The 18,736-nt window shown below is 60.7% G+C and carries 17 protein-coding genes; 6 read left to right on the forward strand and 11 right to left on the reverse strand.

The annotated features are described in order from the left end of the window. Nucleotides 1–205: 205 nt before the first annotated feature. Genes lpdA through F8N43_RS04385 form a run of 4 tightly spaced genes read right to left on the reverse strand, consistent with a single transcriptional unit; the run spans nucleotide 206 to nucleotide 5,173 of the window. On the reverse strand, nucleotides 206–1,588 hold the full coding sequence (gene lpdA / locus F8N43_RS04370) for a dihydrolipoyl dehydrogenase (RefSeq protein WP_150653266.1): 1,383 nt from the start codon (nucleotides 1,586–1,588) through the stop codon (nucleotides 206–208). Between the two features lie 17 nt (nucleotides 1,589–1,605). Then, nucleotides 1,606–2,877 carry a dihydrolipoamide acetyltransferase family protein gene (locus tag F8N43_RS04375; protein ID WP_150639985.1) on the reverse strand — a complete coding sequence of 424 codons (1,272 nt, stop codon included), beginning with the start codon at nucleotides 2,875–2,877 and terminating at the stop codon, nucleotides 1,606–1,608. Then, nucleotides 2,878–3,936 carry an alpha-ketoacid dehydrogenase subunit beta gene (locus F8N43_RS04380; protein ID WP_150630475.1) on the reverse strand — a complete coding sequence of 353 codons (1,059 nt, stop codon included), beginning with the start codon at nucleotides 3,934–3,936 and terminating at the stop codon, nucleotides 2,878–2,880. 1 nt (nucleotide 3,937) lies between these two features. Beyond that, nucleotides 3,938–5,173 (reverse strand): 3-methyl-2-oxobutanoate dehydrogenase (2-methylpropanoyl-transferring) subunit alpha, encoded by a 1,236-nt coding sequence (locus F8N43_RS04385; RefSeq protein ID WP_150630476.1) that lies wholly within the window; start codon nucleotides 5,171–5,173, stop codon nucleotides 3,938–3,940. Between the two features lie 185 nt (nucleotides 5,174–5,358). Here F8N43_RS04385 and bkdR point away from each other — a divergent pair, with 185 nt between their 5' ends. Then, nucleotides 5,359–5,847, forward strand: a complete 489-nt coding sequence (bkdR, locus tag F8N43_RS04390; protein WP_017339472.1) for a Bkd operon transcriptional regulator BkdR — start codon at nucleotides 5,359–5,361, stop codon at nucleotides 5,845–5,847. Nucleotides 5,848–5,949: 102 nt separating this feature from the next. Here the strand turns inward: bkdR and F8N43_RS04395 are convergent, their stop codons facing one another. Continuing rightward, complete coding sequence (locus F8N43_RS04395; protein ID WP_150630477.1) at nucleotides 5,950–6,813, reverse strand: MBL fold metallo-hydrolase; 864 nt, start codon at nucleotides 6,811–6,813, stop codon at nucleotides 5,950–5,952. A 160-nt stretch (nucleotides 6,814–6,973) separates the two neighbouring features. Here F8N43_RS04395 and F8N43_RS04400 point away from each other — a divergent pair, with 160 nt between their 5' ends. The 4 genes from F8N43_RS04400 (at nucleotide 6,974) to nahK (ending at nucleotide 13,128) form a co-directional block, all read left to right on the forward strand. Further along, nucleotides 6,974–7,780 carry a sulfite exporter TauE/SafE family protein gene (locus F8N43_RS04400; protein WP_150630478.1) on the forward strand — a complete coding sequence of 269 codons (807 nt, stop codon included), beginning with the start codon at nucleotides 6,974–6,976 and terminating at the stop codon, nucleotides 7,778–7,780. Between the two features lie 175 nt (nucleotides 7,781–7,955). After that, complete coding sequence (locus F8N43_RS04405; RefSeq protein WP_150630479.1) at nucleotides 7,956–9,140, forward strand: porin; 1,185 nt, start codon at nucleotides 7,956–7,958, stop codon at nucleotides 9,138–9,140. Nucleotides 9,141–9,401: 261 nt separating this feature from the next. After that, nucleotides 9,402–10,565, forward strand: a complete 1,164-nt coding sequence (gene nosP, locus F8N43_RS04410) for a nitric oxide-sensing protein NosP (protein WP_150630480.1) — start codon at nucleotides 9,402–9,404, stop codon at nucleotides 10,563–10,565. Then, on the forward strand, nucleotides 10,495–13,128 hold the full coding sequence (nahK, locus tag F8N43_RS04415) for a hybrid sensor histidine kinase/response regulator NahK/ErcS' (protein ID WP_412070965.1): 2,634 nt from the start codon (nucleotides 10,495–10,497) through the stop codon (nucleotides 13,126–13,128). Before nosP ends, nahK begins: the two co-directional genes overlap by 71 nt. 124 nt (nucleotides 13,129–13,252) lie before the next feature. Here nahK and F8N43_RS04420 read toward each other — a convergent pair whose 3' ends face one another. The 6 genes from F8N43_RS04420 to F8N43_RS04445 form a co-directional block, all read right to left on the reverse strand. Continuing rightward, on the reverse strand, nucleotides 13,253–13,918 hold the full coding sequence (locus F8N43_RS04420; protein ID WP_150630481.1) for a response regulator transcription factor: 666 nt from the start codon (nucleotides 13,916–13,918) through the stop codon (nucleotides 13,253–13,255). Nucleotides 13,919–13,974: 56 nt separating this feature from the next. Beyond that, nucleotides 13,975–14,532, reverse strand: coding sequence for a PQQ-dependent catabolism-associated CXXCW motif protein (locus F8N43_RS04425; RefSeq protein WP_150630482.1), 558 nt, complete (start codon nucleotides 14,530–14,532; stop codon nucleotides 13,975–13,977). 226 nt (nucleotides 14,533–14,758) lie between these two features. Further along, the gene (locus tag F8N43_RS04430) at nucleotides 14,759–15,550 is read right to left on the reverse strand and encodes an ABC transporter permease (protein ID WP_150630483.1); all 792 of its coding nucleotides are present in this window, start codon (nucleotides 15,548–15,550) and stop codon (nucleotides 14,759–14,761) included. Then, a complete protein-coding gene (locus tag F8N43_RS04435) occupies nucleotides 15,547–16,278 on the reverse strand; it encodes an ABC transporter ATP-binding protein (RefSeq protein ID WP_150630484.1) in 732 nt (243 codons plus the stop codon). The genes F8N43_RS04430 and F8N43_RS04435 overlap by 4 nt, the downstream gene beginning before the upstream one ends. Then, complete coding sequence (locus F8N43_RS04440) at nucleotides 16,275–17,234, reverse strand: YVTN family beta-propeller repeat protein (protein WP_150639988.1); 960 nt, start codon at nucleotides 17,232–17,234, stop codon at nucleotides 16,275–16,277. Before F8N43_RS04440 ends, F8N43_RS04435 begins: the two co-directional genes overlap by 4 nt. 35 nt (nucleotides 17,235–17,269) lie before the next feature. Further along, the gene (locus tag F8N43_RS04445; RefSeq protein WP_150630486.1) at nucleotides 17,270–18,454 is read right to left on the reverse strand and encodes an ABC transporter substrate-binding protein; all 1,185 of its coding nucleotides are present in this window, start codon (nucleotides 18,452–18,454) and stop codon (nucleotides 17,270–17,272) included. Between the two features lie 157 nt (nucleotides 18,455–18,611). On the opposite strand from F8N43_RS04445, the gene F8N43_RS29685 reads away from it, so the two are divergent. Continuing rightward, nucleotides 18,612–18,734: a hypothetical protein gene (locus F8N43_RS29685; protein ID WP_263596733.1), complete on the forward strand. Its 123-nt coding sequence runs from the start codon at nucleotides 18,612–18,614 to the stop codon at nucleotides 18,732–18,734. Nucleotides 18,735–18,736: the final 2 nt, after the last annotated feature.

The raw sequence follows: 18,736 nt of genomic DNA on the forward strand, positions 1-18,736 counted from the left end.
AAGGCTTCTGACGTTTTTTGGATGGGGACAACAATACTTCATTCCGGGCCCATTTCGCAGCCCGGACTATCGGATGACGGGCAGATAAATCAAGTTGGCCGAAAGAAATCGCTAGCAGGCCAGCTCCCACAGAAGAACGCATTCCAAATGTGGGAGCTAGCCTGCTAGCGATGGGGCCATCTCTGCCGCCATCCTTTTCTCTGAATCACAGGTGCAGCGCATGCCCCAAAGCACGCAACGCGGCTTCCTGCACCGCTTCACCCAAGGTTGGATGCGCGTGAATCGTGCCCGCGATGTCTTCCAGCCGGGCGCCCATTTCCAGGCTCTGGCCAAACGCGGTCGACAATTCCGAAACACCCACACCGACCGCCTGCCAACCGACAATCAGATGATTGTCCCGACGAGCGACGACTCGCACAAAGCCGCTTTTCGATTCCAGCGTCATTGCCCGGCCATTGGCCGCGAACGGGAAGCTCGAAACGATGCAGTCCAGGCCCGCCGCCTTGACGTCGTCCGGGGTCTTGCCGACCACCACCAGTTCCGGGTCGGTGAAGCACGCGGCGGCGATAGCGGTCGGGTTGAATTCGCGGGTTTTGCCGCTGATCAACTCGGCCACCATCTCGCCCTGAGCCATGGCCCGGTGTGCAAGCATCGGCTCGCCGCTCAGGTCGCCGATGGCGTAGACGTTGCGCATGCTGGTCTGGCAGCGGTTGTCGATCTTGATCGCCGAGCCATTCATGTCCAGATTCAGCGCTTCGAGGTTCCAGCCCTGGGTGTTCGGTTTACGACCGACGGCTACCAGCACCTGATCGGTTTCCAGGTTCAGGGTGTCGCCGCTCGGCTCCAGAACCTGGAGCATATTGCTCGAAGAATCAAAGTCTTGGACGCTGTGCTTCAAGTAAAGCTTCACGCCAAGTTTTTTCAGTTCATCGTGAACAGGTTGGGTCAGTTCGGCGTCGTAGGCTGGCAGGATGCGATCTTGCGCCTCGACTACGCTGACGTCGGCACCGAGCTTGCGATAGGCAATCCCCAGTTCCAGACCGATGTAACCGCCACCGACCACGACCAGGCGTTTCGGTACAGCAGTCGGCGCCAGGGCTTCGGTGGAGGAAATGATCGGTCCGCCAATCGGCAGCATCGGCAGATTCACGCTTTTCGATCCGGTGGCCAGCACCAGGTGTTCGCACTGAATCCGCGTGTCGCCGACTTCAACAGTCTTGCCGTCGATCACTTTCGCCCAGCCCTGAATGACCTGAACCTTGTTTTTCTTCAGCAGCGCCGAGACGCCGGTGGTCAGGCGATCAACGATGCCATCCTTCCACTCGACGCTTTTGCTGATGTCGAGGGTCGGCGCGGAAACGCTGATACCCAATGCCGAGTTTTTGCTGTGGTGCTGAGTCTGATGGAATTGTTCGGCAACGTGGATCAGCGCCTTCGACGGAATGCAGCCGATGTTCAGGCACGTCCCGCCCAGCGATTCGCCTTCCACCAGAATGGTCGAAATGCCCAACTGACCGGCACGAATCGCCGTTACATAACCGCCAGGGCCGCCGCCGATGATCAATAGTGTAGTGTTCAGAGATTGCATGCCTGCTCCATTAATAATTAGTCCACGAACAGGGTGGCGGGTTGTTCGAGCAGGCCACGCACGGCCTGGATGAATTGCGCCGCGTCCATGCCATCGACCACGCGATGATCGAAGGAACTGGAGAGGTTCATCATTTTGCGAATCACGATCTGGCCTTTGACCACCATCGGGCGTTCGACGATTTTGTTGACGCCGACGATCGCCACTTCCGGCAAGTTCAGCACTGGCGTACTGACGATCCCGCCCAACGCGCCGAGACTGGTCAGGGTGATGCTTGAGCCGGACAACTCATCGCGGCTGGCCTTGCCGTTACGCGCGGCGCTGGCCAAACGGGAGATTTCTGCGGCGTTGTCCCACAGGCTGCGGGCTTCGGCGTGACGCACCACCGGCACCATCAAGCCGATGTCGGCTTGAGTGGCGATGCCGACATGCACCGCGCCGAGGCGGGTGATGACCTGGGCTTCGTCGTCGTAACGGGCGTTGATCTGCGGGAAGTCGCGCAGGGCGACGACCAAAGCGCGGACCAAAAATGGCAGCAAGGTCAGCTTGCCGCGGGTCGCGCCGTGTTTTTCGTTCAGGTGGGCACGTAATTCTTCCACGGCCGTGACATCGATTTCCTCGACATAACTGAAGTGGGCAGCGCGCTGAGTGGCGTCCTGCATGCGCTGGGCAATCTTGCGGCGCATGCCGATCACCGGGATTTGTTCTTCGTCGTTACGCTGTGCATACGCAGTGGTGGCGGTCGATGCATTCGACTGACCTTGCACCAGATAGGCGTCGAGGTCTTCGTGCAGCACGCGACCGGCAGGGCCGGTGCCACGTACCAGACGCAATTGAATGCCGAGGTCCAACGCATGTTTGCGCACAGCCGGGGAGGCCAGCGGACGCTCGTTGGCCTCGCGAGCCACCATTGGGCCCTGGCAGACGGCTGCTCGCGGCGCTGCAGCAGGAACTGGTTTGCTTTCTACAACGGCTTCGGCTTTCGGCGCCGGTGCTTCTTTCGCGGCGGCAACCACAGGCTGAGCCGACTCTTTAACGTTGCCCGCGCCTTCGACTTCAATGCTGATCAGGACGCTGCCCACCGCCATGACTTCGCCGGGCACGCCGCCCAGCGCAATCACCTTGCCGTGCACCGGCGAAGGGATGTCGACCATCGCCTTGTCCGTCATCACATCGGCCAGCACCTGATCTTCGACGACCATGTCGCCGACCTTGACGTGCCACACCGACAATTCAACTTCTGCAATGCCTTCACCAATGTCCGGCATTTTAATAACGTGCGTGCCCATTCAGACCTCCATGACCCGTTTCAACGCCGCGCCCACACGGGACGGACCAGGGAAATACGCCCACTCTTGCGCGTGCGGGTAGGGCGTGTCCCAACCGGTGACGCGTTCGATTGGCGCTTCCAGGTGGTGGAAGCAATGCTCTTGCACCAGGGCGACCAGTTCGGCGCCGAAGCCGCAAGTACGGGTCGCTTCGTGAACGATCACGCAGCGGCCGGTTTTCTTCACCGACTTGACGATGGTTTCCAGGTCCAGCGGCCACAGGCTGCGCAGGTCGATGACTTCAGCGTCGATCCCGGTTTCTTCAGCGGCGACTTGCGACACATAAACGGTGGTGCCGTAGGTCAGGATCGTCACGTCCTTGCCCGGACGGGTGATGGCGGCGACGTCCAGCGGCACGGTGTAATAACCGTCCGGGACCTGGGCGGCCGGGTGTTTCGACCACGGTGTTACCGGGCGGTCGTGGTGGCCATCGAACGGGCCGTTGTACAGACGTTTTGGCTCAAGGAAGATCACCGGGTCATCGTTTTCGATGGAGGCGATCAGCAAGCCTTTGGCGTCGTACGGGTTGGACGGCATCACCGTGCGCAAGCCGCAGACCTGAGTGAACATCGCCTCGATACTCTGGCTGTGGGTCTGGCCACCGTAGATGCCGCCGCCGCAAGGCATGCGCAGGGTCATCGGTGCGGTGAACTCGCCGGCCGAGCGATAACGCAGGCGGGCAGCTTCGGAAATGATCTGGTCCGACGCCGGGTATACGTAATCGGCGAACTGGATTTCGGCTACCGGACGCAAACCGTAAGCGCCCATGCCCACGGCAACGCCGACGATGCCGCTTTCGGAGATCGGCGCGTCGAATACGCGAGAGGTACCGTATTTGTTCTGCAGGCCTTCGGTGCAGCGGAACACGCCACCGAAATAGCCAACGTCCTGGCCGAACACCACGACGTTGTCGTCACGCTCAAGCATCACATCCATGGCCGAGCGCAGGGCCTGGATCATGGTCATGGTGGTCGTGGTCATGGCGGTTTCCAACTCGATTTTATTGTTGTGATCGTTCATGTCAGATCCCCAACTCTTGACGCTGGCGCTTCAAGTGCTCCGGCATCTCTTTGTAGACGTCTTCGAACATGGTCGCGGCGCTTGGAATCTGGCCGCCGGCGAGGGTGCCGTACTGCTCGGCTTCTTTCTGTGCGGCGATGACTTCGGCTTCCAGTTCAGCGCTGACAGCGATGTGTTCTTCCTCCGACCAGTGACCGATTTTCACCAGATGTTGCTTGAGGCGCGCAATCGGGTCGCCCAACGGGAAGCAGCTCCAGTCGTCGGCGGGGCGATATTTGGATGGATCATCGGACGTCGAGTGTGGGCCGGCACGGTAGGTGACCCATTCGATCATGGTCGGGCCGAGGTTGCGGCGAGCGCGTTCGGCGGCCCAGGCAGAGGCGGCGTAGACCGCGACAAAATCGTTGCCATCGACCCGCAGGGAGGCAATGCCGCAACCGACGCCACGACCGGCAAACGTGGTGGCTTCACCACCGGCAATCGCCTGGAACGTCGAGATTGCCCACTGGTTGTTGACCACGTTGAGGATCACGGGCGCACGGTAAACGTGGGCGAAGGTGAGGGCGGTGTGGAAGTCGGATTCAGCTGTGGCACCGTCGCCGATCCAGGCCGAGGCGATTTTGGTGTCGCCCTTGATCGCCGAGGCCATGCCCCAGCCCACGGCTTGTACGAATTGGGTGGCAAGGTTGCCGGAAATGGTGAAGAAGCCGAAATCCTTGACCGAATACATGATCGGCAACTGACGGCCTTTGAGCGGATCGCGCTCGTTGGACAACAGTTGGCAGATCAGATCGACCAGCGGCACTTCGCGTGCCATCAGGATGCTTTGCTGACGGTAGGTCGGGAAGCACATGTCATCGACGTTCAAGGCCAGGGCCTGGCCGCTGCCGATGGCTTCTTCGCCAAGGCTCTGCATGTAGAACGACATTTTCTTCTGGCGCTGGGCGACGACCATGCGGTTGTCATAGATCCGCGTCTTGAGCATGGCACGCATGCCTTTACGCAGGATCTCGACCGGGACGCCTTCGGCCCACGGACCGAGGGCATTGCCCTCATCGTCGAGCACGCGAATCAGGCCTTTGGCCAAGTCGGCCGTGTCGGCGGGTTCTACGTCAATGGCGGGTTTGCGCACCGTGCCGGCGTCAGTCAGACGCAGGTAGGAGAAGTCGGTTTTGCAGCCTGGGCGGCCCGAAGGTTCGGGAACGTGCAGGCGCAGCGGTTCGTACGCTTGGTTCATGGCTTCTACGCTCGATCTTGTGAATTTCTTGTAGTGAGCTGACCGTCATTCCGCTGTGGAGGAAATCTTGTCCTACAACAATCATAGGCCCGGCCAAGAAGAATATTTCTCTCTGTTTCGTTGCGCTTGAGATCATTTGAGGATAAAAAATCTGCATAAACACAAAAAACAGGTGGTTTTGTCTCATGCGCAAACTGGACCGTACCGACATCGGCATTTTGAACAGCCTTCAGGAGAACGCCCGCATCACCAACGCTGACCTTGCTCGCTCGGTGAACCTGTCGCCGACGCCGTGCTTCAACCGGGTCAAGGCGATGGAAGAATTGGGGCTGATCCGCGAGCAAGTGACGCTGCTGGATGCCGATCTGCTGGGGCTGCACGTGAACGTGTTCATTCACGTCAGCCTGGAAAAACAGGTGGAGGAGGCGTTGCAGCATTTCGAGGAGGCGATCTCGGATCGCCCGGAAGTGATGGAGTGCTATTTGATGGCGGGTGATCCGGATTATCTGATCCGGGTGCTGGTGCCGACCATTCAGTCGCTGGAGCGCTTCATGATGGATTTCCTCACCAAGGTTCCCGGCGTGGCCAACATCCGTTCGAGTTTTGCGCTCAAGCAAGTGCGCTATAAAACTGCGCTGCCGTTGCCGGCGAACGGGTTGACCCTGGCCAATTGACCTGTCACCGATTCACTCAACACCACACACCTGCAGGAGCCTGGCTTGCTGGCGATGGCGGCTTCGGGATTGCCATCGCCAGCAAGCCGGCGCCTACAAGGGTCAGAGTTTGTTCAGGGGGATTTTCAGGTAAGTGATGCCGTTATCCTCGGGCGGCGGAAAATTCCCGGCGCGTACGTTTACCTGAATCGCTGGCAACAGCAGCGTCGGCATGCCCAACCCCGCATCGCGCTGGGTGCGCATGGCGACAAACGCGGCTTCGTCGATGCCGTCGTGAACGTGAATGTTGCGCTTGCGCTGCTCGCCGACCGTGGTCTGGCATTGGGGCTCTCGCGCTTCAGGCGGATAGTCGTGACAAACGTAAAGCCGCACGCTGGCCGGAAACGCCAGCAACTTCTGGATCGAGGCAAACAACTGGCTGGCATTGCCGCCGGGGAAGTCGCAGCGCGCAGTGCCGACATCCGGCATGAACAACGTATCGCCCACCAGAATGACGCTGCTGTCGATCAAATAGGCCATGTCCGCCGGGGTATGACCGGGTACATGCAGCGCCGTGGCCTTGAGGTTACCGATCATGAACGATTCGTCCGGGGCGAATAGATGATCGAACTGCGAACCGTCCACGGCAAATTCCGGCTCAAGGTTGAACAGGTTCTTGAATACCCCCTGAACCTTGCTGATCGACTGACCAATCGCAATTCTACCGCCCAGCTCCCGACGCAGGTACGGCGCGGCGGACAGGTGATCGGCGTGGGCGTGGGTTTCCAGCAGCCATTGCACCTGCAGCTGATGTTCACCCACGAACGCGATGATTTTATCGGCCTGAGTGGTGGCGGTGCGCCCGGCAGCCGGGTCGTAGTCGAGCACCGGGTCGACGATCGCACACTGGCCGCCATCAGCTTCGTAGATCACGTAACTGTAGGTCGACGAGGCGGGGTCGAGGAAGGCTTCAATCAAGGCGGGCATGGCGACCGTTTCTTTTGGGACGGGTGTTCAGGGTAGTTTCATTTTCCCTGCGCTGACCAGCCCCGATCAATTCAATGCAGGAAAAAACCTGCGCGGGCTCTATCCTGTCAGTCATCGATACCGGGCGTTCCCGGCCCTTTTCACGGACCACGAGCGTTTTATGTTGCTGGCAAGCTTTTTTGGTGTGGTCATGGGCCTGGTCCTCGGATTGACCGGTGCCGGTGGCGGCATTCTTGCGGTTCCGGCACTGGTGCTGGGGCTGGGTTTTACCATGACTCAGGCGGCCCCCGTCGCCTTGTTTGCGGTGGGAAGCGCGGCGGCGGTCGGGGCGATTGACGGGTTGCGCCATGGCCTGGTGCGTTACCGTGCGGCACTGTTGATTGCATTGCTGGGGGCGATTTTTTCACCGGTCGGCATCTACTTCGCCCACCAGTTACCGGAAAGGATCCTGATGATTCTGTTCAGCCTGCTGATGGTCATGGTGGCCTGGCGGATGCTGCGCCGCGAGCGCCAGGACGAAGGCCCGAGCGACCACGGCCACGCCAATTGGGGCCAGAAAAACTGCATGCTCGATCAACAGACCGGGCGCTTTTCCTGGACGGCCAAGTGCACTGCGACTCTCGCGGCATTGGGCGCGGTGACCGGTGTGGTCTCCGGGCTGCTCGGGGTCGGCGGCGGTTTTCTGATTGTCCCGGCGTTCAAGCAACTGACCGATGTGCAGATGCGCGGGATTGTGGCGACGTCCCTGATGGTGATCAGCTTGATTTCCGCCATCGGCGTGATCGGTGCGTTTCAGGCCGGGGTGCGGATCGACCGTCTGGGCGTAGCGTTCATCGTCGCGAGCATCGTCGGCATGATCATTGGCCGGCAGCTTGGCGCCCGATTTCCGGCCAGGGCCCTGCAAATCGGCTTCGCCAGCGTCTGCGTCGTGGTCGCTGCCTACATGCTGCTCAGAGCCGGACTCTAGCCGTCTTACACCCAAAGTTCCGGGCCCTCGTCGCGGTCCGGTCTTACGTCGAAATTGCTGCACGCCACCCGCCACGCCAAAGCACTTCAATACCCCCTCCAAGGCAGCGTATGACGCCGCCGGTCAGCTTTCGATAATCGCCTCCGACATCCAGTCCCCCCGCTCGGAGCGCGTCATGCACAACAATAAGAATTTCAAGCATCGTTACTTGCCAGCCTTGATCGCCGGCCTGTCGACCCTCGGTTTGAGCTCGATAGCCGAAGCCGAGATCATGCTGTACGACAAGGACCAGACCACATTTTCCACCGACGGCTACATCAATGCGTTTTACGTGAACAGTGATGTGGACCGCGCCGGTGATCAATACGATCGTCGACAGGCGCGGGTCAAAATGGGCTTTCTGCCCAACTACCTGGGCTTCAACATGGGCAAGCAGGTCGATGATCTCAAGCTCGGCGCCCGGGCGTCGTTCTGGGTGACGATCAATGACAGCGAAACCAACGGCACCGACACAGCCATCGATGTGCGGCAGTTCTACGGCACGGTAGCCAACCCGGAATGGGGCGAGGTGCTGATCGGCAAGGACTTCGGCCTGTTTGCCCGTTCCAACATCCTGCTCGATGAATTGCTCGCCGGTTACGGTCAGGTTAGCGATACCCTGGGGTTGGTGGACGGTGGCGGAGTGTCGTTCGGCAACATCGGCAGCGGTTATCCGTACCCGTTCCCGACCTCGCAGATCACCTACCGCACCCCGGTGATGGACGGCTTGCGAGTGGCGGTGGGGATCATGGACCCGGTGGACACCAACGACAGCAGCCCGACCGGCAAGGCCTATCAGGAAAACCCGCGCACCGAGAGCGAGGTCACCTATCAGTTCGACCTCGCCGGGGCGAAGATTTACAGCTGGGTCAACGGCAGCTATCAGACGTCGGAAAACACCGATTCCACGGTGCAATCCGTGACCTCCAAAGGTGTCGGTTACGGCGTTCAAGCGAAAATGGGCGGTTTATCGCTGACCGGTTCCGGCTTCCAGGCCAAGGGCATCAACCCGTTCTTCACCAACAACGCCGGCGAACCGACGTTGCGCAACGTCGACAGTGACGGTTACCTGTTGCAGGGCTCGTACAAACTGGGGAAAAACCGCCTGGCCTTGTCCTACGGCAAGACCAAGGACGACGGCAATGGTGTGGTCGGCAGCGGTGCGGACTACGAGACTCGCGGCATTGCGCTGTTTCATGACGTCAACGACAACCTGAAGCTGGTGGCCGAGTACAACCAGTTCGAAATCAATGGCCACGACACCAGCGCGCAGAATGAAGACACCGACACCTTTGCAGTGGGGGCGGTGCTGACCTGGTAACCGCTGACATTTAGATCATCTGTGGCGAGGGAGCTTGCTCCAGCCGGGTCGCGAAGCGGCCCCCGATTCTGGTCGCGCATCGGCTGGTTTTTGGGGGCTGTTTCGCGACCCGGCGGGCGCAATCTCGCTCGCCACAAAAATCGAACACCCGGACAGATATCATCCCATCGAACCGCCTGACCGCTACCCAAGTAGCATACGTGGCAGCCCGTAGCCTTCGTACACTCCAACCTCATACATGCGCACCTGCGGGAGGCGACGATGCAGCAGGTTCAGAGCGAAGGTGTCGTCAGTGCAATGTCCCAGTCGACCGATGCCGAACAGGTGGCTCAGGAACTGGCGCGGCAGCTGTTGCATCCGCATTTGGGGTTCGTGTTGTTTTTCTGTTCCGCCGAGTACGACTTGCAGGCGCTGGGTCAGGCCTTGCAACAGAGCTTCGGCGGTATTCGCCTGGTCGGCTGCACCAGCGCCGGTGAAATCACTCCGTTGGGCTACGGTCGCAACTGCGTGACGGCCGTGGGTTTCGACCATCGGCATTTTTCCATCGACGCCGAACTGATCTCCGAGATGGAGCGATTCAGCCTGATCGACGCCCAGCAAATGGTCGAACGTCTGGTCAGTGGCTGTCGCAGCAACACCCTGGCGCCTATCAAGGGCAACAGCTTTGCCCTGACCCTGCTTGATGGTTTGTCCAGTCGTGAAGAAATGGTCCTCGCGGCGCTGAGTGCGGCGTTGGGCGACATTCCGCATTTCGGCGGTTCGGCCGGCGACGACAATTACCTGACCCATACCCACGTCTATTTCAATGGCGAGTTCCACAGTGGCGCGGCGGTGGTGGTGCTGGTCAACACCTGGCTGGATTTCGAAGTCTTCACCACCCACCACATCCTGCCGCGGGCGGAAAAACTGGTCGTCACCGGAGCCGACAGCGCTTCGCGCCGGGTTTTCGAACTGAATGCCGAACCCGCCGCCGAGGAGTACGCCCGGCACATCGGCGTGCCCGTGGCCGAGCTCGATCACCGGGTCTTCGCCGCACACCCGCTGGCGGTGCGGATCAACGATCAGTATTACGTGCGGGCGATCCAGCAGGTGCATCCGGACCTGAGCCTGAGTTTCTACTGTGCGGTGGAAAACGGCATCGTCCTCACGGTCATGACGCCCGGCCCGATGCTGCCGAACCTGCAAAATCTGTTCGAGGGTTTGCAGGACCGCCTCGGCGACCTGTTGCTGACCATCGGCTGCGACTGCTTTCTCAGGCGCATGGAACTGGAAGACGGCGGCAGCCTGGAGCAGATCGGCACGTTTTTGCGAGACCAGCGGGTGATGGGTTTCAACACCTACGGAGAACAGTTCAATGGCATGCACATCAACCAGACCTTCACCGGGGTTGCCATTGCCCGAGGCCGGTCCCCTGGACATCGCTGAGCTTCAGGCAGAGATCGCCAGCCTGCGGCACGAAAACCAGAAACTGCAGCGCATCAATGGCGCGCTGATCGAACGGATCGAATCCGGTATCACTCGCGGCAACGACCCGTACGCGGCTTTCCAGCATTCGGTAGTGCTGGCCGAACAGGTGCGCGAGCGGACCGACGCCTTGAACCAGGCCATGGCCGAACTGAAGTCAGGCAACCATTTGCTCAGCGAAGCGCGCCTGCGTGCGGAAACTGCGCATCAACACTTGATTGACGCCATCGAAAGCATCTCCGACGCCTTTGTGCTGTTCGACGCAGAGCAGCGGATTGTGTTGTTCAACAGCCGCTTCAAGGCGTTCTGGGGCAACAGTCGGGTGCGGATCAACGCCGGCATGCGCCTGGCCGAGGTCAAGCGGCTGATGCTGTCCACCGGCCTGTTTACCGAAGAACCGCGCGGGCAGGCCGACGAAAATCTGCTGTTCCGTTTGCAGGACGGTCGCTGGCTGCAAGTCAGCGAACGGCCGACCCAGGAAGGCGGGAGGGTGATCCTCTTCACCGACATCACCGACGTCAAACTCAGCGAAACCATGCGCCGCGAGCAGGCGGTGGCGCAGAAATCCCATTTGCTGCAACGGGCGGTCGACAACCTGTCCCAAGGCGTGGCGATGGTCAACGCCGACGGCATTCTGGAATTGTGGAACCGGCGCTTTCTCGAGCTCAGCGGCCTTGCGCCGGTGGCGGCGCATCGGCCGTTCGCCGAAGTGATCGCCGACAGCGAGTTGAACCTGCTGACCCCGGCCAGCCGCGACGGCAACGGGCGCCCGGTGCAGGAATGCGAGCAGCGCCTCTACGATGGCCGGGTCCTGGAAATCCGCACGCATCCGCTGCCCACCGGCGGCTTCGTCAACACCTTCACCGACATCACCGAACGCTATCAGCACGCCGAAGCGCTGAGCGAAAGCGAGCGCTGGATTCGCCTGATCACCGACCACGTACCGGCGCTGATCGCCTACCTCAATGCCGATCTGGTCTACGAGTTCACCAACAAGGTCTACGAAGAATGGTACTGCTGGCCTCGCGGCGTGATGCTCGGGCAGAGCCTGCGCGAAGTGCACAGCGAACAGCATTACCAGCGCCTGGAGGCCTACGTGGCGCGGGCGTTGGCCGGTGAAAGCGTGACGTTCGAGTTCGCCGAAACCAACATCAACAACCAGGAGCGCTACATGCTGCGCTCCTATGTGCCCAATCGGCTGGCTACCGGGGAGGTGGTGGGGATTTTCGTGTTGATCCGCGACATCACCGAGCGCCGCCGCACCGCCGAGGCGTTGCACCAGGCCTATCAGAACCTTGAACTGCGGGTGCGTGAGCGTACGGCGGAGCTGACGAACCTCAATGATCAGCTGCTGCGCGAGATCGACGAACGTCGTCGGGTTGAATCACGTCTGCGTGAAGCCAAGCTCGAAGCCGAGCAGGCCAACCTGTCGAAGACCAAGTTTCTCGCCGCTGTCAGCCATGACTTGTTGCAGCCACTGAATGCCGCGCGATTGTTTACCAGCGCCTTGCTCGAACGGCGGGAGCCGGTGGCCAACGAGATTCTGGTGCGCAATGTCAGCAATTCCCTGGAAGACGTGGAGAATCTGCTCGGCACGCTGGTGGACATTTCGAAGCTCGATGCCGGGGTGATCAAGGCCGACATTGCGCCGTTCGCCTTGAGCGAATTGCTGGAAAATCTCGCTGCCGAGTACACCCAGGTGGCCCGCAGTGAAGGGCTGGAGCTGCATTTCATCCCCTGTTCGGCGCTGGTGCGCAGTGACATTCAATTGCTCGCACGGATCCTGCGCAACCTGTTGAGCAACGCGATTCGCTACACCTACAGTGGCCGTGTGGTGCTCGGTTGTCGGCGGCATCATCAGCGCCTGTCGATCGAGGTCTGGGACAGCGGCATGGGCATTGCGGACAACCGCCTGGAAGAGATTTTCCAGGAGTTCAAACGCGGTGATGTGCAACGTCCGGATCAGGATCGCGGGTTGGGTCTGGGGCTGGCGATTGTCGAGAAAATTGCCGGGATTCTCGGGCACCGTATTCACGTGCGTTCGTGGCCGGGCAAGGGTTCGATGTTTTCCGTCGAAGTACCGCTGAGCGCTACGGCACCCAAGGCACTGCCGAACCTGCTGATGAGTGAGCCGATGCTCGAGCGTCTGCGCGGCGCGCGGGTGTGGGTACTGGACAACGACGCGGCGATTTGTGCCGGCATGCGTACCTTGCTTGAAGGGTGGGGTTGTCTGGTGGTGACGGCGTTGTCGGAGCAGGACCTGGCGCGGCAAGTGGACAACTATCACGCCGAGGCGGATTTGCTGATTGCCGATTATCACCTGGATGACGAGCAGAACGGTGTGGATGCGGTGGCGCGGATCAACGCCCGACGCGGCTCAGCCATTCCAGCGATGATGATCACGGCCAATTACAGCAATGAACTCAAATTGCAGATTCGTGAGTTGGGGCACACCTTGATGCACAAACCGGTGCGGCCGATGAAGCTGAAGACGGCGATGAGTCATTTGCTCGGCCGGCCTTGAGGCTCGCGATGTGTTGGGCAAGTCGAATCGTCGCACCGCCGCTCCCACAGGTTCTGCAGTGTTCCAACACAAATCCTGTGGGAGCGGGCTTGCCCGCGATGGGGAGCGACTCGGTGTACCAGAATCAACGCCGCAGATAAGACCCGAAATCAATATCCCCGGCACTCAGGATCGCCTGCACCCGGTTGTGCACATTGAGTTTGCGCAGGATCGCCGAGACGTGGGCCTTGACCGTGGTTTCGGCGATTTCCAGGGTGTAGGCGATCTGTTTGTTCGACTCGCCTTTGGTCATGCGCTCCAACACCAGCAATTGCTTGCGGGTCAGGGCCTGGAGCAGTTCCGGCGGGAAACTCGGATTGTCGTTCATCCGGCGGTGGGTGCCGCTTTTTTGCGTGCGGATGATGTCCGGCGGCAGGTAGACGTTGCCGTTGAGAATCTGCTGGATCGCCTCGGTCATTTGCACCCGTGGCGAGGACTTGGTGATGAAACCCACCGCGCCATAGGTGATGGCTTGCAGCACGATCTGCTTGTCCTGTTCAGCCGAGACGATCACCACCGGAATGGTCGGTGCTTCGTTGCGCAGGTTGATCAGGCCGTTCAGGCCGTGCATGCCGGGCATGTTCAGGTCGAGCAGGATCAGGTCCAGGTCGTCGTGGTCCTGAGTCAGCGCCAGGGCGCTGTCGAGGTCGGCGGTTTCCATGACTTCGCTGCCCGGAAAACCGTCGCTGATGACGTTATGAATGGCTTCGCGAAACAGCGGGTGATCGTCGGCAATCAGAATTTTGTACATAGCCTTTCACCTCATTATTTTGATTATGGTGTGGCAACAACACCCACGCGTAAAGGTCAGGGAAAAGGCTCGGGCCGGGCGGGCGTCACCGGCAGGTTCGCCGCTTGCCAGGCATCCAGGCCGTCGCGATACCAATACAGAGTCTTATAGCCCATGGCGGCGGCGCGTTTGACCGCGTTCCAGCTCAGCCAGCAATCGGAGCGGCAGTAGAAGACCAGCGGTTGCGCAAGATCGCCCGCGGTCAATGTGTTCAGGTTACGCGCAAAATAGCCCTGCCAGTCGGGCGTCAGGTCGCCATCGCCGGTATTGGCCAGCCAATGACTGCCGGGCAGGTTCTCATGGGGCTGGTCTTCGATGAAGCGACCTTGCAGCCATTGACGGCGATAGACGTCGATCAAGATCGGGCGTGGTGTCTGGGAGAGCAGGGTTTGCAGGGCTGGCGTATCGATAATGGACGCGCCTTGCAGTTGATTCGGGGTCGGACTGCGATAAAGGCCGATGCGATAGCCTTCGGCGGAGAACAGCGGTGTGTCAGCGTGTGCGACACCCAGCAACAGGCTCAGCGATAACACGGCGAGGGAAGGGCGCAGCAGAACACGTCGGGCACGCGGCATTGGTTCAGTCCTTATAGTTATGAGCCCATTACATGCCAGTCTCGGTGCATTGGGAATGCGACGATAGACAGGAAAACCAGTACTAAAGTAGTAATTTTGCCATGTTTGATGGAGATCCAATTGTAGGAGCGAGCCTGCTCGCGATGAGGCCCTCACATCCGGCATTGATGTCGGCTGACACTCCGCCATCGCGAGCAGGCTCGCTCCCACAGGGGGATTTGGCTGGTCAGTTGCCTTTGCGTAAGGCAGCGTGTTGCGGGTTGAAGGTGAGCACGGCGAGCAGGGCAAACAACAATGTCAGCCCCACACACACCGCCAGCGCCAACGGATTGAAGCGTTCATACAGTGCAAACCTCACCAGCTCCACCGCATGGGTAAACGGGTTCACGGCGCACAGCCAATACAACCACTCGCTCGACTCGCGCATCTTCCACAGCGGATACAGGGCCGACGACAGGAAAAACAGCGGGAAGATCACGAAATTCATCACCCCGGCGAAGTTTTCCAACTGACGGATGGCGTTCGACAGCAACAGGCCCAGCGCGCTGAGCATCAACGCCACCAGCAACAGCGCCGGCAAGGCGATCAACAGCCCCATGGCCGGCGGTTGCACGCCGTACACCCAGGCAATCGCCAGAAAGGCGTACACCTGCAACAGCGAAATCAGCGACGTGGCCAACAATTTGCTGCACAGCAGAAACGTGCGGGGCAAGGGACTGGTGAGCAGCACGCGCATGCTGCCCATCTCCCGGTCGTAGACCATCGACAGCGAACCTTGCATGCCGTTGAACAGCAGAATCATGCAGGCCAAACCTGGAATGATGTAGACCTCGTAGGGAATGTAGGTGTCGTAGGGCTCAATGATCGCGATCCCGAGTGCTGCGCGAAAACCGGCGGCGAACACCAGTAGCCACAGCAACGGCCGGACAAGCGCGCTGAGAAACCGCGTGCGCTGCAACACAAAACGCAGCCATTCACGCAGCACGATGCCGCTGAAGCATTGCCAGTAAGCATTCATCGCACGGCTCCCGAGGTGGTCAAACGCGCGAAAGCCGAACCGAGGTCGCCGCCGTGTTCCAGGCTCAGGGCATCGGCTTGTCCACTGGCGACCAAGCGTCCTTGATGGAGAATCAGCAAGTCATCGCTCGGTTGCACCTCGTCCAGCAAATGGGTGGTCCAGAGCACACTGAGGTGTTGCTCGCGACACAAGCTGCGGATGTGTTGATTGAGCGCTAATCGACTGGCCGGATCGAGGCCGACGCTGGCCTCATCGAGCAGTAACAGGCGTGGCTCATGCAGCAGCGCACGGGCGATTTCCACCCGGCGACGATGGCCACCGTTCAGTTCGCGAACCCGTTCGCGACGGCGTTCGGTCAGCGTTTGCCGGGCCAGTTCGGCGTCGACCCGCAGGCTGGTCTGGCGGCGTGACATTCCATGCAGCGCGGCGTGATAACGCAGGTTTTGCTCGACGCTGAGGTCCAGGTCCAGGGTGCTTTGCTGAAACACCACACCCAGTTGCCTCAGCGCCGGGCGCGGCGCATTACGCAGCGAACAGCCGCCGACAACAATGTCGCCACGCTGCAAGTCATACAACCGCGTCAGCAGGGCGATCAGCGTCGATTTTCCTGCACCGTTGGGCCCCAGCAGCGCTGCAAAACGACCGGGCGCCAGGCTGAAACTCACCTGGCGCAACGCCTCCCGCGCGCCATAGGCAAAGCTCACGTCGCTGACTTCCAGTGCGTTCATGGCGTGACCACCACGCCCCACGGATAACGCCCGACCTTCACCGATTTGCTCACTTTGAGGCTGTCGACATCGATCACCGACACATCGCCGCTGACCCCATTGGTTGCCAACAATTGCTTCTGATCCGGGGTAAACGCCATCTGCCAGACGCGGCGGCCGACCAGCAGGTAATCAAGGATTTCCAAGGTCTTGGCATCGATCACCGCCACATGATTGGCCGGACCGAGCGCGACGAAACCATACTTGCCGTCGGCGCTGAGCTTGATGCCCACCGGTTGCACCTTGTCCGGGTGCACGCCTTTGATCTGGAAGGTCAGGGTCTTGAGCACCTGCCGGGTTGCGACGTCGAGGACCGTCACCGTGCCGCCGATTTCCGCCGAGGCCCACAGTTGTTTGCCATCGGGTGTGAACTCGACGAAACGCGGGCGCTGATCCACCAGCGTGCTGTCGGCCAGGGTCTGGGTGCTGGTGTCGATCCAGTGCAGCATGTTAGTGGTTTCGCTGGTGTTCACCGCCCATTTGCCATCGGGGCTGACCGCCATGCCTTCGGGTTCGACGCCGACGTTGATCTGGCCCAGCACCTTGGAGGTTTCGGTGTCGATCACGGTCACCAACGCATCGTCCTCGTTGGAAACGTAGAGCCAGCGATTGTTCGGGTGCAGGGCGAATTGCTCGGGGTCCTTGCCCGAGGGCAGTTCTTTGATGATTTTGCGCGTGGCCACGTCCATGACCTGCACCCGGTCCGAATCGCTGGCGCAGATGTACAGCAGCTTGTTGTCGTGGGACAACAACAGGCCGCGCGGGCGCTGGCCGACGGGCAGGGTGTCGGTGACTTGCAGGGTCTGCATGTCGATCAGGCTCAGGGTGTTGTCTTTCTCGTTCGAGACCCAGGCGGTGCTGGCCGCGGCGTGCCCGGCAGCGAGCAGCAGGGCACATGAAAGCAGGGTGCGGCGCATGGCAGATTCCTTATTGTTGTCGTTGTTGTGGACGATCAGGGAAAGCGGCAGCTGACTTCGGGCTTGTCGTAACCGAGGCTGTCCATTTCATTGAAAGGGTGCAGAAAGCCGTCCTGCGGCGAGGTGCTGACCAGCGCCCGTGGCTGGACGATGGGGATCGGCTGGCGCAACTGGCCGTTCCACGGGCGATAACTGAGCTTGCGACCCTTGAAACCATCCAGCGGCAATTGATCGCTGATTTCCAGGTTGCGGATCGCCATCGGATCGGTCTGACGCAGTTTGCTCACGGCGCTGGCGATACTGCGCACGGCCATCCACGCGGCAAAATCGCGGTCGTTCATCCAGCGCCCGGCCATGGCTTCGAAGCGCTTTTGCAATTGGGCGGCGCCGTAGGTTTCCACGGTCTTGTGCCAACCCACCGGGGTCAGGCCTTGAGTGCCGGCCACCGGGCGCGGATACCAGGTCTGGTAGGGCACGTATTCGCCGAAGTCACCGCGCTCATCGGCCACCAGCACCACGTCGTACTCCGCGGTCTGGGTGAACAGGGGCATGTCGGCCTGGGCGCTGCGGCGCTGGTCGTTATCGAAACTCCAGGCTTTTTCCGCGACCAGTTGCACGCCGAAGCGCTTCGCCGCGCGACGCAGGGCGGCGGCATAGGCTTGATCGTCGGCGGTCGGGCCGACGATCAGCAGCGCCCGCTGCCATTTGCGCACCACCAGAAACTGCGCCAGCGCATCGGCCAGCATCGCCCGGCTTGGCAGCGTGTGCAGCACGTTTGGCAAGCAGTCGGTGGTGCGCAAGCTGTCATCCGGGCTACCGGCGTTGAACAGCAAACTGTCAGGCAGAGCCGCGCTGAGTTGGCGCAGGCTGGCCACTGGCGCGTTCACCACAAACAGGCGCAGACCTTGCGCGTGTTGAGCCTTGGCCGCTTCAAGCAAGGCCTCCGGGCTGTCGGCGTTGACGCTGGCCAGGCTGTAACTGTGATTGAGAAAACGCCCGGTGCTGTTGCTGTCTGTGATCGCCAGTTCGGCGCCACGCCCTCCGGCATCGATCGGCTCGGGAATCACGTTGGACAGTAGCGGCCCCGGATCAGGGCGATAACCCAGGTAGCCGATCTGCACCTGCAAGGGCGCGTCGGCCGCCTGACTCTGGGTCGCCAGCCCCGCAGCGCAGGCAATCGCCAGCAGGTAGATCAGGGCGTAAGGGGCAAGCTGGCGCATAAGGCACTCCACGACGGTTAGCGCCAGCATAGGAAGCCTGAGGACAGGATGAAATATGCAGAAAGTACCAGTGAGGCAGTACCAAGGTAGTAACTCGCCGTGGGCGGCGCGGTTTTAGCATGGACAACAACGGCCATCATTCTGGAGAAGATCGATCATGCGTATTCTCAAAGCGCTGCTCCTGCCGTTGCTGCTGATCCTGAGCCTGATCGGCATCGACAAACTCCACGGCCCGCGCCCCGCGTCGCTGCCGGTTTTGCCCGCGACGCCGGGGCGCTAGGC

Source organism: Pseudomonas fluorescens (assembly GCF_902498065.1).
Lineage (GTDB): Bacteria > Pseudomonadota > Gammaproteobacteria > Pseudomonadales > Pseudomonadaceae > Aquipseudomonas > Aquipseudomonas fluorescens_BJ.